The organism is Ruegeria sp. YKSF070 (assembly GCF_059612725.1).
Genome location: NZ_JBXWRD010000053.1, coordinates 1 through 18,050 on the forward strand (window position 1 = coordinate 1; position 18,050 = coordinate 18,050).

14 protein-coding genes and 1 pseudogene are annotated in these 18,050 nt (G+C 57.5%); 8 read left to right on the top strand and 7 right to left on the bottom strand.

From position 1 onward, the window contains the following. On the top strand, positions 1 to 943 hold a 943-nt coding region (locus AC2FL1_RS19690), incomplete at its 5' end, for a flavin monoamine oxidase family protein (RefSeq protein ID WP_496878046.1). A 562-nt stretch (positions 944 to 1,505) separates the two neighbouring features. Here the strand turns inward: AC2FL1_RS19690 and AC2FL1_RS19695 are convergent. Beyond that, positions 1,506 to 5,171, bottom strand: a complete 3,666-nt coding sequence (locus AC2FL1_RS19695; RefSeq protein ID WP_496878047.1) for a GAF domain-containing protein — start codon at positions 5,169 to 5,171, stop codon at positions 1,506 to 1,508. Positions 5,172 to 5,319: 148 nt separating this feature from the next. Here AC2FL1_RS19695 and AC2FL1_RS19700 point away from each other — a divergent pair, with 148 nt between their 5' ends. Next, the gene (locus AC2FL1_RS19700) at positions 5,320 to 5,733 is read left to right on the top strand and encodes a nuclear transport factor 2 family protein (protein ID WP_234168256.1); all 414 of its coding nucleotides are present in this window, start codon (positions 5,320 to 5,322) and stop codon (positions 5,731 to 5,733) included. A gap of 353 nt (positions 5,734 to 6,086) precedes the next feature. On the opposite strand, the gene AC2FL1_RS19705 is transcribed toward AC2FL1_RS19700, so the two are convergent. Together AC2FL1_RS19705 and AC2FL1_RS19710 are read right to left on the bottom strand one after the other, a co-directional pair. After that, the gene (locus tag AC2FL1_RS19705) at positions 6,087 to 7,103 is read right to left on the bottom strand and encodes an NAD(P)H-dependent amine dehydrogenase family protein (RefSeq protein WP_496830528.1); all 1,017 of its coding nucleotides are present in this window, start codon (positions 7,101 to 7,103) and stop codon (positions 6,087 to 6,089) included. Continuing rightward, positions 7,100 to 7,492, bottom strand: coding sequence for a nuclear transport factor 2 family protein (locus AC2FL1_RS19710; RefSeq protein ID WP_496830530.1), 393 nt, complete (start codon positions 7,490 to 7,492; stop codon positions 7,100 to 7,102). Before AC2FL1_RS19710 ends, AC2FL1_RS19705 begins: the two co-directional genes overlap by 4 nt. 311 nt (positions 7,493 to 7,803) lie before the next feature. Here AC2FL1_RS19710 and AC2FL1_RS19715 point away from each other — a divergent pair, with 311 nt between their 5' ends. Next, positions 7,804 to 8,898, top strand: coding sequence for a S1C family serine protease (locus tag AC2FL1_RS19715; RefSeq protein WP_496878048.1), 1,095 nt, complete (start codon positions 7,804 to 7,806; stop codon positions 8,896 to 8,898). Between the two features lie 88 nt (positions 8,899 to 8,986). Then, complete coding sequence (locus AC2FL1_RS19720; RefSeq protein ID WP_496878049.1) at positions 8,987 to 9,598, top strand: DUF2238 domain-containing protein; 612 nt, start codon at positions 8,987 to 8,989, stop codon at positions 9,596 to 9,598. 73 nt (positions 9,599 to 9,671) lie between these two features. Here the strand turns inward: AC2FL1_RS19720 and AC2FL1_RS19725 are convergent, their stop codons facing one another. Continuing rightward, positions 9,672 to 11,024 carry a serine hydrolase domain-containing protein gene (locus AC2FL1_RS19725; RefSeq protein WP_496878050.1) on the bottom strand — a complete coding sequence of 451 codons (1,353 nt, stop codon included), beginning with the start codon at positions 11,022 to 11,024 and terminating at the stop codon, positions 9,672 to 9,674. 1,050 nt (positions 11,025 to 12,074) lie between these two features. On the opposite strand from AC2FL1_RS19725, the gene hydA reads away from it, so the two are divergent. The 4 genes from hydA to AC2FL1_RS19745 are packed head-to-tail and all read left to right on the top strand — an operon-like array spanning position 12,075 to position 15,478. Then, positions 12,075 to 13,490: a dihydropyrimidinase gene (gene hydA / locus AC2FL1_RS19730; RefSeq protein WP_496878051.1), complete on the top strand. Its 1,416-nt coding sequence runs from the start codon at positions 12,075 to 12,077 to the stop codon at positions 13,488 to 13,490. After that, positions 13,487 to 13,891, top strand: a complete 405-nt coding sequence (locus tag AC2FL1_RS19735) for a VOC family protein (protein ID WP_496878052.1) — start codon at positions 13,487 to 13,489, stop codon at positions 13,889 to 13,891. Before hydA ends, AC2FL1_RS19735 begins: the two co-directional genes overlap by 4 nt. Then, the gene (locus tag AC2FL1_RS19740) at positions 13,888 to 14,568 is read left to right on the top strand and encodes an aspartate/glutamate racemase family protein (protein WP_496830544.1); all 681 of its coding nucleotides are present in this window, start codon (positions 13,888 to 13,890) and stop codon (positions 14,566 to 14,568) included. Before AC2FL1_RS19735 ends, AC2FL1_RS19740 begins: the two co-directional genes overlap by 4 nt. Then, entirely contained in the window at positions 14,561 to 15,478 is a 918-nt protein-coding gene (locus AC2FL1_RS19745) for a dihydrodipicolinate synthase family protein (RefSeq protein ID WP_496830546.1), read from the top strand. Before AC2FL1_RS19740 ends, AC2FL1_RS19745 begins: the two co-directional genes overlap by 8 nt. A 259-nt stretch (positions 15,479 to 15,737) precedes the next feature. On the opposite strand, the gene AC2FL1_RS19750 is transcribed toward AC2FL1_RS19745, so the two are convergent. From AC2FL1_RS19750 to AC2FL1_RS19760, 3 genes and pseudogenes are all read right to left on the bottom strand, one after another. Beyond that, entirely contained in the window at positions 15,738 to 16,262 is a 525-nt protein-coding gene (locus AC2FL1_RS19750) for a DUF3833 family protein (RefSeq protein ID WP_496830548.1), read from the bottom strand. A 277-nt stretch (positions 16,263 to 16,539) separates the two neighbouring features. Further along, positions 16,540 to 17,358 carry a hypothetical protein gene (locus tag AC2FL1_RS19755; RefSeq protein WP_496878053.1) on the bottom strand — a complete coding sequence of 273 codons (819 nt, stop codon included), beginning with the start codon at positions 17,356 to 17,358 and terminating at the stop codon, positions 16,540 to 16,542. Between the two features lie 273 nt (positions 17,359 to 17,631). Continuing rightward, positions 17,632 to 17,791: pseudogene (locus AC2FL1_RS19760) on the bottom strand (IS6 family transposase); the annotation flags it as partial. Between the last annotated feature and the right edge of the window lie 259 nt (positions 17,792 to 18,050).

The following is an 18,050-nucleotide window of genomic DNA, read 5'->3' on the forward strand; positions in this document are numbered from 1 at the left end:
GTTGGCGGCGGCGCTTCGGATCGATGGGCACAGTGTTACGCTGCTCGAGGCGCGAGACCGGGTTGGTGGCCGCATCCTCTCGCAAAACGGTTATGATCTGGGCCCCTCCTGGATCTGGCCTCATAACACCCGTATGCTTGCGCTTCTTGATCGCCTGGGCCTGCAAGTTTTTGCCCAACACGCATCCGGTCGCCTCGTCTTTGAAGACGCAAATGGTGGCGTTCGCCGCGATCTCGATTTCGCGACGATGGGCGGCGCGCTGCGGGTCGCGGGTGGGTTGGCCCAGGTTCCGCAGGCCCTGGCAGGACAACTGGGAGACAGCCTCCACCTTGCCTGCCCTGTGCACCGGGTGACGGAAGAGGCCGATGGTGTCATCGTCACGACTGCCCATGGCAGCACCCGCTTCGGTCGTGTCGTCTTTGCTCTGCCGCCGCGATTGGCGGTGGAACTGGGGGCAACGGCGCCCGATATCCCGACCTGGATGGCCGGACATGCAAAGCTGATCGCAACCTATCCGACACCGTTCTGGAGGCCGGCGGGGTTGAATGGCGATGCGATCTCTCATCGCGGGCCTTTGGCCGAGATCCACGATGCCTCGCCCGCCAGTGCAGAGGTGGGGGCGCTGTTCGGTTTCGCCCATGTTGGCGCTGCGCGTCTGCCGGGATTTCGTGAGGCAGCCATTGCCCAGCTGACCCGGCTGTTCGGGGACAGAGCGGCGACGCCGGACGAGGTGTGGATCAAGGACTGGAGCTGCGATCCGGCGACCGCCACTGACGCCGACCGGACGCCACCAGCGGGCCACCCGGCCTATCGTGCGCTGACGCCCACCCGCCGCCTGATCTTTGCCGGAACCGAGGCCGCGTCAGAGGAAGGCGGGTTTCTCGAGGGGGCGCTGGCGGCGGCCGACGCTGCACGGTCCTGTCTGAACTCTGTCATGGACTGATCCTGAAACGGCCGGTGCCAGATGCTATTGTGTTTCCAGTGGGTGTCCGTCCAAGAGGGGTCTTCCTGTCTTTTCGGACGGAGCAATACCTGCCACGCAGGAAAACTGCACTCAATGCTGTCATCTGAAAACTTTTGTTAGATGTCCACAAGGCGTCTGATACGGGTCGCTCAGCGCCAGATGCCACCGAGGCAATGACTGCTTTGACATCCCAATGACTGGATTTGATAGAAGCAGACCTTGGTCCCAAACTAACTTATGTCCGAGTTGCGGGACTTTGCGGCCGGTCGACCTTCCTGGGCGAACGGCTGTTGTCTGCGCATAGTGTCCGAGTAGCCTGGTACCCGCCACAACAAACCTCGAATTGCTGCCGGCGCAAACAAGTGCATCAGGCTGGTTCGCAAGCGGCCGTTCATACATAGAACAACCAACCGAAACCGTCATTAGGCGGCAGCGAGCCCACTGCGGCCTTTTCTCGACCGACCATTGCTGCAACCCGGCAAATGGCCACTGCCGGCTCAATAAAGATACCTTGAAGCTATTTCTAGACGCCGATTGCTTTCTATGCCACGCCGGGTTCGGCCAATTTGAAGACCTCCAGCGGTTCGCGGAGGCCCTTCAGAGTGATTTCTCCTCGGGACTCGACAGGAAAATCGTCTTCGACAGCGATGCTAACCTTTGGACTGAGAAGGATTTCCCCGTCACCGGCTTCATCGCACAGCCGCGACGCAAGGTTAATTGCGGTGCCAGAGGCCGTGTAGTCAAAGCGGCCTTCGGTGCCGACCATGCCAACCGTTGCATAGCCTAGAGATACGCCAACTCCGAAGCCAAGCCGATAGCCCATGCGCTTCCACGTCCTGCACATGTCGGCCATCCTTTCGCGCATTGCGATCGCGAGGCGAATGGCGTCGCCTGCTGGATCTTCGCACGGGATTGGATCATTGAACAAAACCATGATGCCATCGCCCATCCGAAGATCGACGCCGGCACCATGCGCGTTGATCAGTTTGCCCATTTCCTCGTGATAGGTTTGCAGCACGTCGATTGTTTCTTCCGGTTCAGCCGTCTCGCAGAACGCGGTAAAGCCCCGTATGTCACAAAAGAGAACCCCAAGCAGCGCGCGGTGGCTTTGCAGCATTCGCTCGGACCCGGACGAGACGATTGTGTCCGCCACAGCTGACGGCAAGAAGCGCTTCAGCCGTCCCATTCGCTCAATCTCGGTGACCTGATCGCTGACTTTGGCCTCCAAGGAAGCATTCAGGGCTTGAACCTCTGAGGTTCGCGCCTGTAGCGCACGGAACTGACGGGCATTCTCGATGGCTATGACGGCCTGCGCAGCGAAGGCTTCAACCATAGCTATATCGTCACTCGAAAAGGGCTGAACCCGTTTGCGGTAAAGGATCATCGAGCCAAGCCCTGCGTCCGAGGTCAGCAGGGGGACGCACAGGATGGTCCGCATGCCTTCAAGATCGACCTGATTGACGCGCTCGACATTGCCCTCGCGATAAAGATCGGTCTCCACGATATCGTCGATCGAAATCACGCGGCGCTCCCGGATGCATTGGGCGGCACCAAGGGGCGATGTGGCGAGGTCTGCTGTCCAGTCTTCGAACATGGATTGAAGCCGGGCGCCGACCCCGTACTGTGCCGGGCCAGTCAGGTACTGCCCGCTCTCATCGAGCACGGTAATGAAACCCGACTGCGCATCGCAGACGCGGCAGGCGTTTTCCAGAATGGTGTGAAAGACCGGAATATCGTCTTCGCGGGAGGCACTGATGGCACCGAGGACGTGGCTTGTAGCGGCTTCGCGGTCCAGACGTTTCTGCAGGTTGCGGAACTGGCGGACATTTTCCAGCACAATAGCGGCCTGAGACGCAAATGTCTCGACCAGGGCAATCTCATCGGGCGTGTAGGGATGCACCTCCGTGCGAAACAGGATGAGAACGCCTTCACCGCCCTCCGACGTTATCAGCGGCACGAACAGGTTGGTGCGAATGCCGGTATCATCCACGACCGACGTGAAGTGTGAGACGCCGCTTCGATATCCGTCTGTATCGGCCATGTCCGCGACATGAACCACTTCGCCCGTCAGAATGGCTTTCGCTGAAAGCGAGATGTCGGGGTTCATCGAAACCTCCCCGCGCGCATACACATCCAACGTCGCATCGCTGACACCGCGCGAGACCGCCATGCGCTGATGCGGATCACCCTTCTTGCCGAGGGCCAAAGCGCCTGCACTCGCACCGCACAGATGTATCGCCTTATTGAGAATGGCGTCGAAGACCGGCATCTCATCATCGCGGTGTTGATTGATGACCTGCAAAATTTCCTTTGTTGCCGCCTCCCGCTCCAGCCGCGTCCGCAGTTCCCGGAACTGTCGAATGTTTTCCAGAGCGATCACGGCTTGGGTGGCGAAGGTTTCGACAAGCGCGATCTGTTCGTCGTTGTAGGGACGGACTTCGTGACGAAAGATGATGAAACAGCCGATCCCCTCACCGTCTTTGATCAGCGGAACAAAGAGGTTGGTGCGGATACCCTGCAGATCGCACAGTTCCACCACATTTGGGATGCCCGCCCGGTACTCGTCGGTGTCCATCATGTTCGGCAGATGAATGGGCCGTTTCTCAAGGATGGCACGTGCGGCGAAGGAGCGTTCGGGATCCATCGGCACGCGGCGTGCGCTGTAGATATCCTCCGTGCTTTGTACGGCGCCGTGATGTGCGATCATGGTTTGATGGCTGTCGGTCCGGCGTCCAAGGACGAGGGCGGCAAAAGGCGCTTCGCAGAGCTTGCGGGCGTTGCCGAGAATGGCGTCGAACACAGGCTGTTCGTCGTCGCTTGCGTTGCTGATCGCCTCCAGGACTTCACGCGTGGCGGCGGAACGGTCGAGACGATCCTGCAATTCGCGAAACCGGCGCACGTTCTCGATCGCGATCACCGCCTGTTTGGCAAAGTTTTCCACCAAGGCAATGCTTTCATCCGAGAACGGAGCCACTTCCCGGCGGCTGAGAACAATTGCACCGATACTCACGCCCGCTGCGATCAACGGCACGCAGAGATAGGTGCGATACCCTTCGTCCTCGACCATCCTCCTTCGGGTCGGATTGCCCGCGAGATATAGTTCGGTTTTCGACAGATCGTGAATGTGGCGAAGAACACCTTCGCGAATTGAGGTCGGCAGATCGTTTGGCTGATCCAGCGGCATGACCTCACCCACGCGAAATGACCGCATCTCATCGCCCCAAGCCGCGGCGCAACGATATGTCTCGCGTGCGCTGTCAGCAAGTTCCAGCCGCGCCATGGGCGCGTTGCACAGTCTGGCGGCGTTGCGGAGGATCGCGTCGAACACAGGCCCTTCGTCATCCCGCGACATGCTGATTGCATCCAAAACCTCGCGGGTTGCGGCAGCCTGAGACAGGCGCGCCTCCATCGCGCCGATCTGACGGGCATTCTCGATCGCTATGGCCGCCTGATCGGCGAAAGCCTGCGCCAGTTCGAGCGCGCGGTCGTTGAACGGATGCACACGGGTCCGGTAGACGCTGAAGACGCCGATCAAACGTCCCCCGGAGGTCATCGGGATCGCTGCCAATGAGCGCGCGCGGCCGAACTTCACCGTCGCAAAGCGCAGCGGATTTTCTTGATGGCTGATGTCCTCGGTACCCACATCGCCGATGCTAACCGGCTTCAGCGATCTGGCGGCCCTGCCGACCGCGGTATCCGGCCCCGGATTGAATAAACCTTGGCTCGCCAGCCAGTCTGCGAAAGGCGCGCTGATGTTGCAGGACCGCATTTCGGTAAACGCCAAATCCCCTTGGTGCTCCAATAGGATACCAAACTCGGCCTCACAAATCTCGAGGGCCTGTCCGAGCACTTCGTCGATCACGTCATTGAGATTCGCGCTGCTTTGACTAATGATCCGCAGGACACGTGTCAGCGTGCGTTCGCGCCTTATCGCATCATCGAGTTCGAGCGCCAGATCTGCGGCCAGGCCAGCCTTGTCATGATCATCGGCAGGTACGGTCGTGGGATCGACAAGCGCCTGCACCAGCGCGATCTTGGATGTGACGTTGAGCTTGCTGTAGACGGTGCGCAGATGCGACCGGACGGTGGTTGGCGAGATGCCCAACTCTCGCGCTATTTCCTTGTAGCTGGCTCCGTCGGCGTAAGCAGCAGCAACCTCGGCTTCTCTTTTCGAAAGCGTTTCAACAGTTTGTGCCGGATCCGTCATGCCACCCCCTGCAAATGTAGCAGCAGCATACCCCACATCCCTCCTGCATCAATTGGTTCATCTGCACGATATCGCGGCGCCAGCTCGCTGCGTACCTTTAATGGACGACGCGGGGAAAGGCCCCGCAGTTTACGAAGGAGACCAACAGATGAGCATGATCACAGATGCAAAAGCATTCTTCGAAGCCTGTGAAACGGGCAAAGGGTGGGACGGGTGCGCGCAGTTCTGCACCGCAGATGCTAGCTTTTCCTGCCAAGCCGGCGCGCTGGAGGATACGCACACGCTGGAGGCATATGCCGAATGGATGAAGGGCATGCTGACGCCCATCCCCGACGGCCACTACGAATTGAAGGGGTTCGCAGCAGACGAAGACCGAAGCATTGTGCTGGCTTTCGCAGTATTCCACGGCTCACAAACCGGCCCAGGCGGGCCAGTCGATCCGACAGGTGCAGCTGTTGCGACTGACTACGTCTATGCCATGGAATTCGCGGGCGGGAAGATCACGCACATGACGAAGGTCTGGAACGATGGTCATGCGCTGAAACAGCTCGGTTGGGCCTAGTTCCAAAATCGCGTGCGCTCCGGTGGTCCGATGCGTTCGGCACTTGACCGGGTTTGAAAAACACAGTTCGCGGGCAATGATCTGATCGCTGCCTGCGGGCTCAAGATGACCAACAGAGCTTTTCCAGCACTGCGATTATGCCCAACCACACCTTTCCGTCCTGCCGGCCCGTTCACTGTGCCGTCTACCGCTAGCCGAAGGTCTTTGCTGTTTCAGGTCATTCAGCATGGAAACTTTCACCAACTGACTAAAATCTTCGTTGCTATGCTGCGAAAAACGGGTTCGTCCGCTACTCGGACATACGCCTTATCTGACCCAGTGTCCGCTCCTCGCGCAAGCGGTCGTTCTCCCTCTCAATGCTGCCTGTAACTCGGTGGGTTCAACATATCAAGTGAGCTCAGTCCGGGTGCAGCTGCAATCACGTCCGGAATACGATTTACCAGCGTCGAACAGGTCGTGAAGCGGTAGTTCGCGTCTTCGCAATTGAGCTGAAGATTTGGTTCTCCCTGCACCTTCCAGAAATTGTTGTCTGTTTCGCCATCCCGGTAGATGCGCCCTTCCATTGCAAATTCGAATTGCGGGCCTTCCAGCGTTGTCACGACTGTCCGGTCTATGGTTCCGATCACATGGCCCGCCGCGACCTCATGGTTCAAGCTGCGGCAATGGATCTGCGCACTCGCAGTGACAGCGGTGACATCGGAAGCAATGGATGCCACGCTAAGTCCAAGACGCGCGACGAGTGCCTCCAGCGTTTGACGGGCAACGAATTCAGGCCAGCCGGATGTTTCTACAAACTCGTCGAAGTCTTCCTTGGATCGTCCAATCAGAAGATGGTTGGCAACCTCGGGCCCGTAGTCATCCACATTCCAGCGACAATGTCCGATGACGTTTTCGATCCTGTGGGAAGCCCCCAATAGAGTGGTGACCAAGTTCAACCAGAACACATCCTGCGCGCCTGACGCCGCGAGTGTAACCCCTTTTGCCTTCGCCAGAGCATCCAAGGCCTCCGCGTGATCCGGTGCCGTTGTCCATGGAAAAACTGTTTCTTCCTCAATGGTCACGACATTCACGCCGTTCTCGAGGCAGGTTTCGAAGTGCTTATGCATTGAATTCAGATAGCTGCCGACACACACCACCGCGACATCGGCTCCGCGGGTTAAGACCGCCTCAGCGTCGCTTTCAATTGGGACACCAAGATGTTTTCCAAGCCCGGCGACTTCGCCGAGATCACGCCCAACCTTAGAGGAGCTGCGCCCCACAGCCCCAACAATCTTGGCGCCCTTGTCCACAAGTAGGCGCGTTGCCAGGGCGCCCATCGCCCCCACGCCGTACACAACCACCCGGATGTCTGAAAACGGCCCGGTGCTCATCCCGCAACTTGGCGGTCGTAGTCCTCGCCGTCAAACCAGCCCAATGAGGAGGTGACCTTCATGTCATCATTGAGTTCCCATTCTTCCCAACCCTGCACGTTCAATGGGTTGCCCGTCTCCGCGTGATGTCCTGTAAAGGTCCACATATAAACAACATGCGAACCCGCGCCGCGAATACCGTCACAAGTAAGGTGCAAGTCAGGCACGTCGGCATGAAAGCCTGCTGCCATCGCCGTAAGACCTTCGTGGCCCTCAGAGGGCTCGCCGCGGTTAATGACAATGCTGCTGCTAGCTACATGGAAGGCTGCGACATTCTCGGGAACCTTTGAGTTCCAAGCAGCTGTGTAGCGTTGCGCCAGATCGTCCAAATCACTTTGAGTAAATGACATCTTGTTCTCCCTGTATTGGGGAAACAGTATTTTTCATTGGCCGACTTGGCAAGAATTTGGCTCGACGGCAAAGCCAAGGCGGCTGGTTTGTCCGCAACTGAGACATCGGACGTGGCCGTAGCAAACGGCAGCTTTTCACGAGAACAGAAGTTCGTCTCGAACGCGGTGATCGGCAGCAACGAGCCCTTACCGGAAGTACTCCAGCCACGGAGCTCAATTGTTCCGTCGGGCCATCTGACACCGATCAATTCCCTCCTATGTCACTTGTTGTATCTTTTTGTCTGAACGCAGGTGGAGGGGAAAAGGTGGTGATGCTGAAATTTCTCAAAACTTTCTGTGCATCAATGATTGCGTCAGCGCTGGCCTTGAGTGTCACCGCCAAAGAACCGGACTGTACGTTTTCGGCGACAGAAGTCTACGAGAGGATAGCTGACAATATTGTAAAGATAATCAGCTTCAGTATTGATCAGCATAGAGTGTTAGAACGTGTGCGGCCTGGAATAGGGTCTGGCATCGAAATCGAACCGGGTCTCATTCTAACGAATTATCACGTGGTGCAGGGAGCAAAACTCATCGGTGCGAGCACAAACGACTGGGCTTTCGAGGCCCAGTTGCTGGGGGGCGATCCAGTCCTTGATCTGGCGTTGCTCCGTGTGCCGTTCTACGAGCGCAACTTCGTCGCACCTGAGTTTGGCGCATATAACGATCTCGATGTCGGGCAACGCGCCTACGTTCTGGGCTATCCGCTCGGTGTCGGGCTCACGCTGAGCGAGGGGCTGGTCTCGGGACTCGACCGGCAGATCCCGCTCAATACGCTGTCTTGGACCGCGCGGTACATTCAGACCGACGCGGCAGTCAGCCCCGGAAACTCCGGAGGTGCGTTGCTTGACGATTGCGGACGGATCATCGGCTTGGTGTCAATGATTAGTAGTCACCCGCAGGCCGAAAACATAGGCTATGCCTTGCCGATCGACAGCATAATGCCTCTGGTCGGGGAAATTGAAGCAAAGGGTTATGTCTCGCGCCCGTGGCACGGTCTTTACGGGCAAATGATGACGCCCTTGATTGCCACGCTGCTCCTGACGGACCCGGCCAGCGTTCCTGAAGGGTTCATGGTCGAAACCGTCGAACCGGGGTCCGCAGCCGATAAAATTGGGATCAAAGGTGGTTTCCTTCCCGTGATGTGGGGTGTTTCCGAAATTCTTATCGGGGGCGATGTCATCACCCATGTGAACGGAGAGCCGATACGTTCGCGCGAGGACGCGCTGAAAACGGTTGGAGCCCTTGAGATCAGCGATGTCATCAGCCTGACGGTCTGGCGGGACGGAGTGTCATTTGAACTCCAGGCGGAGCTTGAAGAACGCCCCAACTTCGAAAGCGACTTGTGGGTCAACGGTCAGCGATAGCCGCACCCTGGAACCGACGCGCAGACTCTGGAACATTGTCAAGAGCTTCGAGAGATAGAGCAACGAAAACAATGAGGACAGTGCCCAGATGGACCTACACAAAAACGAGCGCCCGGTCGCGGTCTTCACCGTCGGCTATGTTGTCGTCTTCACGATCTGGTTTGTATCCAGCGGTAATTACGAATTCGTCGTCTATGTCGTTTCGATGCTGGTTCTCATCGGCCTTGTCGGGAAAAGCCTGAGAACCGCTGAATATCCGGTCACCATGTTATGGGCACTGTCGGCATGGGGGTTTTTGCATATGGCAGGAGGTGGCGTTCCGGTTGACGGTTCGGTGCTCTATTCGCTGCAACTCGTCCCGATTACGCCCGCAGACGGCGAAATGGGGTTGTTGAAATACGATCAGGTCGTTCATGCGTTCGGATTTGGCGTCACAGCGTGGGTTCTCTGGCATCTGCTGCGCAGAAATTTTCCGCAGATGATCGGCACAAAAGCCATCCTGATCTTTCCAGCGTTGGCATCCATGGGTCTCGGCGCGGTCAATGAGATCATCGAATTTATTGCGGTGCTGTCTGTTCCAGAGACAAATGTCGGTGGCTATCTCAACACGGCGCTCGACCTTGTTTTCAATGCCTTTGGCGCAGTTTTAACAATGCTGCTTATTGCGGTATTCGCATCGCGCGAACAACTCCACGCGTGACGCGGTGGTCGTCGAGTTGCCTTGGAGACCTGTCGCAGTTCAGAGCTTTTCTATACCCCAAACCCCCGCCCCGTCAGCGAAACAGGTCATTCACAATCGCGCGCGGGTAGGCGATCAGATAGAGCGAATTCGCAAAAGTCGTTGAAAAATATGCAATTACCGTATCTGTAACCGGAGATACATAGAGGCCCTGACCATTGATGCCGGCCTTAAAAAGGTCCCCATCCTCGAACACCGCGTCCCATTGATATGCAGCCCCTAAGGGCGCGCCTTCCCGTCCGAAACCGGCGACCATGCGGTTACCCTGCACACCTTCAAGATAGATATCGGGGTTGGCGGCGGCATATACATCCGCCAGATAACTCTCCGGCACGACAGGCGCGCCCGACGCTTTGCGCCCGCTGGGCGTGAATAGCATGCCGAAACGGGCGAAATCCCTCAACCTTGAGGAAAACGCGCCTGCCGCCAACGCCTCCCCGGCCGAAGACAAACCGAGCAAGGCATCGCCCTCCATGCCTGCCGCGCGCCAGATGCGCGCACTGATCACCTCATTGAGGGGTCGCTGCTTCACCGCCTCTACAATCAGGCCCAGAATCTGCGTGTTGTAAGAAGAGTATTGGAAAGCTGTCCCCGGCGCGCGCACCTGACCGACCTTCGAAAGCGCTTCCAAAATCGACACCTGCACAGGTTCGTTCCGTCCGGCCAGCGCTCGGGAAAAACCAAAGCCGATCGCGTGGTTCGGATCCGAAATCGAGGTATTGGTTTCCTCATAGTCCAGACCGGTGCGCTGATGCAAAACGTCCGCGACAGAGATCGCCCCAACAGGTATACCAGATGTGAACGGAAGGTACCGCGAAACCGGCTCACTCAAATCCACGACGCCTTCGTACACGAGCTGATGGATGAGCAGCCCGGTGATCGGTTTCGACGCGGAATTCCAAGAATGACGGTGAAACGGCTGCATGCCCGGATAGTCTTCGAAGACAATACGCCCCTTGTGAACGACAACCATGGCCTGCACCCGAGAGCGCGGATCGGAGATCGCCTCCCAGAGGGGCATGGTTCCGAGCTGAGTGGTGGCAACAATGTTTGCCACTGCCGGCAGAGGAGCATTTTCCAAGCCGACCACATCGCCGCTTCGCGCAACATGCATTGTGTTCAACACCTCTGACAAGTTCAAATAGGTGAAGACCGTGCTGTCTGTGCCGGACCAAAAGTCGATTGCCCTGTACCCTGTTCTGAACCGCTCCGCGTCCTGTGCAGTGAACCCACGTTTCCAGGTGGAAACCGGTGTCAAACCTTCTGGGATCGCATAGGCTTCTTCAGAGGCCAGTTGCCCCGCAGGATGCAGGCTTAAGACCATCAGCGTACCAATGGCCAACAGCGACCTCTGCGTGCCCAACCTCAGCGACAAACCGTTGTTCATGACCGTTCGGATGATCCTGTTTCGTGACATCTTCAACCCTCCCCGATCGTTTCACAGTTCAAAGACTTTACTCTCGCGCGGAGGCGCCATGCGATCAGTAGACGTTATGCCGTGAGCGTCGTTTTCCGTCTTGCAGGCGCCTCCATTCCGTTCCGGGTTGATCGCCGGAAGCTTCTGATGAGTTGGCAAGTGAACTGTCAATTTAAGCGCCACTTCGTCCTCCCCGCATTTTCGACCCAGCATCACAGACCCTTGGATTCTTGTCACCCTGCCATGTTTGATAGTCAAAACGCGTTTTCTGGCGTCGACGGCGAACGACAGATTTGTTCGGATTGTGTTGAAAAACTCGACGCCGCGAAATTCACACCAAAATCTTGGAACAACGCCCCTCCGATTTAGCCCTCAGGAAACTACGTTCGAAAAAGCGAGCTTCGGCGGGAAGATATTCCATGAATTTGGTAACCTCGGTCCAAACACAGAGTTTTTCAACACAATCTCTGCACAGCTGTCGATTATCCGGCTTTTCATGCTGCAGAGCGAACGAACGGCCGGTTCGGTGAAGCTGCGTTGCAGCGTCTGGGTGGCCGGGGATCGATAACACGCGGCCGACTCTTTCATGGGCTGAGTCTGCAAACCGCGCTTTGCGCCGGTTCGGGCGGGTCGCAGCATTGGTCAAGATGGGCTCTGTGCCCGCATTCGCTGCTTTCGGCACGAACATCGGCTCATGGGATTCGAACGACCGAGCTTTGAACGAGACGACCGAAGATCAAAGGCTTGCACAAAATTGCCGATGGCCGGTTCCGTTGCGCCTTCTCGGAGGCGCTTGCTGCGCGAACATTCGGCGGCTCCGAGCCCAGAGCAGACCTCGGTGCTTGGTGCAGCACCTGATGCGAAAGGTGGAAAGCACACATCTGGCCTTTCAGCAAACTTGGAAAGCCGTGGCGGCTTCTCGACATTTGCCGTCGACCTGAACTTACGGAACGCTTTGCATCGGCTCGAATAGAGGGCATTCTTCAAGATGAGATTCTAAACTCGCGACGGGCAAAGATTTTGACTGATGGGATAGATCTTTTAATTCAAGATGGATGGGTTGTTACGCCTGATGGGGTTGTGCGCGGTGACGTAGCAGTTTCAAATGGCAAGATCATTTCTGTCGGCACACCAGTCGCAAATGCGAAAGCACAGATTGCGGCCGAGGGGAAATGGGTGATGCCCGGCGGGGTAGATCCGCATGCTCATATTGAGCAGATGTCCGGCATGGGACAGTGGAATGCCGATACGTTTGAAACCGCCACAAAATCGGCGGCGATGGGCGGCACCACCAGTGTCATCTCATTCGCGGCACAGGCAAAAGGCCAAACGCTGTCTGAGACCATTTCCGACTATGCCGCGCGCGCGTCCAGAGGGGCGATGATCGACTATGCCTTTCACATCACGTTGACCGACACCAACGTTGCGGGCTTCGATGATGATCTGGTCAAACTGATTGGCGCGGGTCACAGGTCCCTCAAGGTTTTCACGACCTACAATATCCAATTAAACGATGCTCAGTTGCTGCGGATTTTTCAGAAAGCCCGGGAATGTGGTGCTTTGGTCTGCGTTCATGCGGAAAACGACGCGATCATCTCCCAAGCACGGGACCAGTTGATCAGCGCTGGGCAAACCTCCCCAAAGGTTCACGCGCGGTCTCGCCCCAAAATGGCAGAAATCGAAGCGGTAGAACGCATTTGCCGGTTTGCCGAATACTTAGACCAGCCCGTGATGCTTTTTCACATTTCGACGCAGGAAGGGGCTGCGGCTGTTCAAGCGGCCCAGGCGCGGGGTACTCCGGTCTGGGCGGAGACCTGTCCGCATTACCTTTTCATGACAGAAGCCGTTTTGGACAAGCCGGGACTGGAGGGCGCCAAGTGGATGTGTTCGCCCCCGCAGCGGACCAAACCGGATCAGGACGCTTTGTGGACTGCGCTTCTGAACGGAACACTCAGTCTCGTCTCGTCGGATCACGCGCCCTATCGTTTCGATGAGACGGGCAAATTGTCGGCCGGTCCAAACTCTGGTTTCCATCAGATCGCCAACGGGCTGCCAGGATTGGAAACGCGACTGCCACTTCTCTTCAACGAAATGGTGACAGAAGGGCGCGGCGGGCCCGAAGCCTTTGTCCAACTGACGTCACACGCTCCGGCAAAGCTCTATGGGTTGAAGAACAAAGGCGCGATTGCCGAAGGGTTGGATGCGGACATCGTTGTTTGGGACCCCGCAAAAACCGTGACTTACAAGGCCAACGATTTGCATGACAATGTGGGTTATAACCCCTGGGAAGGACACCGTGTGACAGGCTGGCCGGAACACGTCATCCTCCGCGGAGCGCCGCTTGTGGAGAATGGTAACTTTCTTGGCGAGCCGGGAAGCGGCCAGTGGATCGACCGACCAGATCTGGCCACAAAGCCAAGGGGGCACGCCAATTGAGCGCAACCAATACCAGCCGACCCGAAGCGCCCAGTGAACTGGCGATCACGTTCTTCTATTTTCGAGATCTGCCGCAGGCGATGCGGTTTTACGAGGATATCCTCGGCCTCCCGCTGGCGATTGATCAGGGCTGGTGCAAGATCTACCGGATCTGCCCGGGCGCGCATGTCGGCCTTGTTGACGAGACCAAGGGAATGAACAAATGGGCCGCGATCAAACCAGTGCAGCTCTGCATCCGCGTGCCCGACGTGGATGACTGGTACGCTTATGCAAAAGCCAAACAGCTGGATGGATTGTCTCAACTCTTTGTAAACGACGAAATCGGTATCAGGGCTTTCGTGTTCAACGATCCCGAGGGCTATCAGATCGAGATCCAAACTGCGACGCGGGCCGGCGCATGAACGCGCTGGTCGTCATCAACCCAAATTCATCACAGACAGTGACTGACGGGATCGATATGGCGATTGATCCCTTGCGCAGCTTCGGAATTCCCATCCGGTGCCTGACCCTTGCAGAAGGCCCACCGGGCATCGAATCTCAGCAACAGGCGGATCTGACCATCGCGCCGATGCTGGAACTGGCGGCCGCTCAAAACGATGCCGCGGGCTATGTGATCGCCTGTTTTGGTGATCCAGGGCTGCACGCGCTGCGCGACCAGACCTCTCTGCCCGTGGTCGGTATCCAAGAGGCGTCTGTCATGACGGCGCTGACCTTGGGCCACAAGTTTGGCGTTATCGCCATTCTGCCTGCCTCCATTCCGCGTCATCTGCGGGCCTTTGGGGCGATGGGCGTGTCTGGTCGGTTGGCAGGCGACCGAGCTCTTGGTCTAAGCGTTGCAGATCTGGCCGAGGATGGCAAAAGCCTCGATGCCATGATTGCAACCGGCAAAAGGCTGCGCGACGAAGACGGGGCTGATGTTCTGATCATGGGCTGTGCCGGCATGGCCCGGTTTCGCGGCCCTTTGCAGGACGCCACGGGCCTTCCGGTTGTCGACCCTGCGCAAGCTGCGGTGAATATGGCCTTGGGGCAAATCCGCCTGAACCTATCACATAAGGTACAGAGAACTGACCATGCTTGATGAATCCACCCAAGGTGTTTTCACCATCGCCGCCACGCCGTTCTTGCCGGATGGCGCGCTCGATTTCGACAGCATCGATCGCATGATCGACGCCTATATCGAAAAGGGTGCAAACGGCCTGACGATCCTTGGGATGATGGGAGAGGCCGGAAAGCTATCGGCTGCAGAATCCGTGTCAGTTGTTCAACGCGTGACATCCCGGTGCACGGTGCCGGTTGTTGTCGGCGTTTCTGCGCCCGGGTTTGCGGCAATGACTGCGCTGAGCAACGAAGCCATGGATGCGGGCGCAGTGGGCGTCATGGTGGCGCCCCCCATGGGCCTGCAGACGGACGCACAGATTGTCAGCTATTTCCACAACACGGCAGACGCGCTGGGGAAAATTCCGTTTGTGCTGCAGGACTTCCCGCTTGCAACAGGTGTGCAAATCTCACCCTCGGTCATCCTGAAAATTGTCGAAGACTGCCCGACCTGCGTGATGCTCAAACACGAGGACTGGCCCGGTCTGGAAAAGATAACGACGCTGCGCAACGCATCCGATGCAGGATCGCGCCGTATCTCGATCCTGTGCGGCAATGGGGGGATGTACCTGGTAGAAGAATTGCTGCGGGGAGCAGATGGCGCGATGACGGGGTTTGGATATCCCGAGATGATGCGGCAGGTTCTCGACGCTTTTGAAGCTGGGGATCTGGATCGTGCACGTGATATTTTCGATGCCTATTTGCCAATGATCCGATACGAGGCGCAGCCGGGTCTGGGGTTGGCAATCCGAAAGCACTCTCTGGTCCGCCAGGGCATCATTCAACATTCCACGCTTCGCAAGCCCGGACCGGCACTCACGGCGGCGACAATTGCAGAAATTGATGCTCTCGCCGTTCGGCAAAATAGGCGATTGAGCGATTTGGGATTGTAGACCCGATGTTGGACTAGCGGTCTGCTACCGCGCTACGTCCTGTCTTGCCTATTGGACTTGTAAAGTTCACTTAGGTCTCACTGCGGCCATCCAAACCGAGCACGGCGAGCAGACGGCCTCGTTTCGAGCGCATGACCCAAACCGTGCTGACTTGCCCGGTCAAATCGCTGCATCGCCGCTTTCGTTGGCCTGTCATTTGCGCCTCCTGCCACGGTGAGCAATGGCAGTTACTAGGTCCGGTTCAGCGGCTCGTGTGCTCTCAAAGCCGTTGCATTTCAAAGCGCACGCGCCCGACCGGAATGCCAAGACGTGTCACGATCGCATCGTTGATTACCCTACCATCGGGATCGAAATAGATGACATCCTCGAAGCCCAGTCTGGTCACTTCGTCTCCTGACCGGAAATCGGCCAGATAGGAGAGCCGGATCTCGTTTCCAGTCTCCACGACATTCGCCACCCCTACCGTGTCTTCCCGCCGCCCCGTCCACTTGCCAGACCCTGCTCGGTCAAAAACCCATGTCAGGCGATTTTGCTCGCCATCGTCATAGAAGAAGTCTTCCACGACCGTCAGACGATCGTCGTCAACTCGACCGTCAAGGCGCGCTGTGAATCTTCGCTCTTTGCCTGTCAGGTGGACTCTGAAGACACCTGCGCCGGTCGAATTTCCCGAGAATGCCTGATCGAGTGTGATCGGGTCGCGCGGCCCTTTGGGTGAGGTCGGCACGCGCGTGCATGCGGCCAGTGCAACAGAGCCAAAAAGAAAGGAGCGACGCATTATCGACATGTATTACCTATGGGTCCGAAGCAGCCTTAGAAACCGCCTATATGCACTGTCTATCTAGTCCGTCACGTCGCTGCGTCGAGCACGGAGAAAGACGATGGAAGTCCCCTGAATTGGTGTTTCCACGTCGGTAGAGCGCACGTTCCGGCCACACCGGAAAAGGGTGCTCTCAACAAAATACTCTCTGGGCCAACCTGGCTCTTGCGGCGCAATGCGCTAAAAGCGGACATGGTAACTGACGACGCAGGCCGAAACCGATGTTTCACCGAACGCCTTGCGGCTACAGCGCGGGTTTGCCAATGCCTGCCGCCATGAGCCACATCTGATCGAGCGCGTCGATTTCCTCAACCTCGTAAGGGACGGTTGCTTCCCAGTACCTTCCCGAGGGGATGACATATCCCAAGTCCTCTTCCCGCTTCTTTGCCGCGTCGAACAGAGGACTATTGAAGCCCGTTGGATTGCGCGGTTTGTCAGCAAGCTCCTCGAAAATCACGCTCGAGAAGACGAGCCTGCTTTCGCCGAAAGAAAGCCGTACACATGCGCATCCCATTTGATGCGCATGTAGCATCAAGCGAGCAGATTTGGCCTCCAGGTTGCGAAGGCTTGGATCGCGCCGCAAAGGGTCGGCTTGACCGTTTCCATAGAAGTGTGTCCGGCTTGCGTTGGAGTAGACCATGTCGCAGCCAAGGAATCCCATTACGGTCGGTCGCAACGTGGCAAGGGCCCAGTAGCCAGCGGTGAACGCCATTGTCCCACCCGCATAGAAGACGCCGCCGAAAAGATTGTTCGCAGGAACGTAGTCACGAGATGTAATCAGCCGCTGATGCTCTGCCACGGATGATGGCCACCGGTCGGGTGGAAAATCGTCAGGCGCAACGACGTAGTCCCAATCATCCCGCAGCCGCCAGGCATTATTGATCGCAACAATGTCCGACACGCCCAGCTTGGGCCAATCCCGGCAACGAACAGAATCCGGCGCACTCCCTAAGACAAGCACAATCCGCTCTGGGATACTGGAAGACGCCTCCGAATACTCCAGTTCCCGGTCACTCAGCCGGCGAGTGTCGGTCTTGACATCTTTCGGTCTAGGATCGGCCATCCGCAAACTCCGCAAGACCAGAGACGTCGGTCGAGACGCTGGTTTCCTTGAGTTGATTTAGAGTAAGTCGACGGCGGGGCCAGCTATTTGGGATGCCCCAAAGGAGCCCAGAGCGGCCGCACTCGTTAAGCCCATTTGGTTTGACAGCGCCCCGTTCTCCATTGATCTTCACAAACATCTCATCCAGGTGCCAACTCCACTGCGGCTAGGACCGGAGCCGATCTGCGCGCTTCATGCGGATTTCGGACGCGAACATCAGACCAAACCGTTGCCACCAGAACCGGACCGTTTCGTGGCTGACATCCACGCCGCGCTCGTGAAGCAGATCCTCGACATTGCGCCGCGACAGCGGAAATCTGACGTACAGCATCACCGCCAGACGAATGACCTCCGAGCTGCTGTGGAGGTATTTGGACGGATCGCATTTCGGCATGTTCAGAGGCTACGAGATCACCCTGCCCGCCTCAACCGGAGACCCTCTGACACCGCCCTGGCCAGGACTTAAAATAGCAAAATGACGATCGTCTGGTCATGGCCGGACGTCACAATACCGCCCTCCCCGCCTCAAGTCGGTTTGCTTTGACAGCACCCTCCCCATGGTTAAGTGGATGCGGAGGCCGAATTTTCTCGGCAAGTAGTGACGCTCGCCGTCAATCTTCACGAAAACCACATCAACATGCCACTGAAAGTGC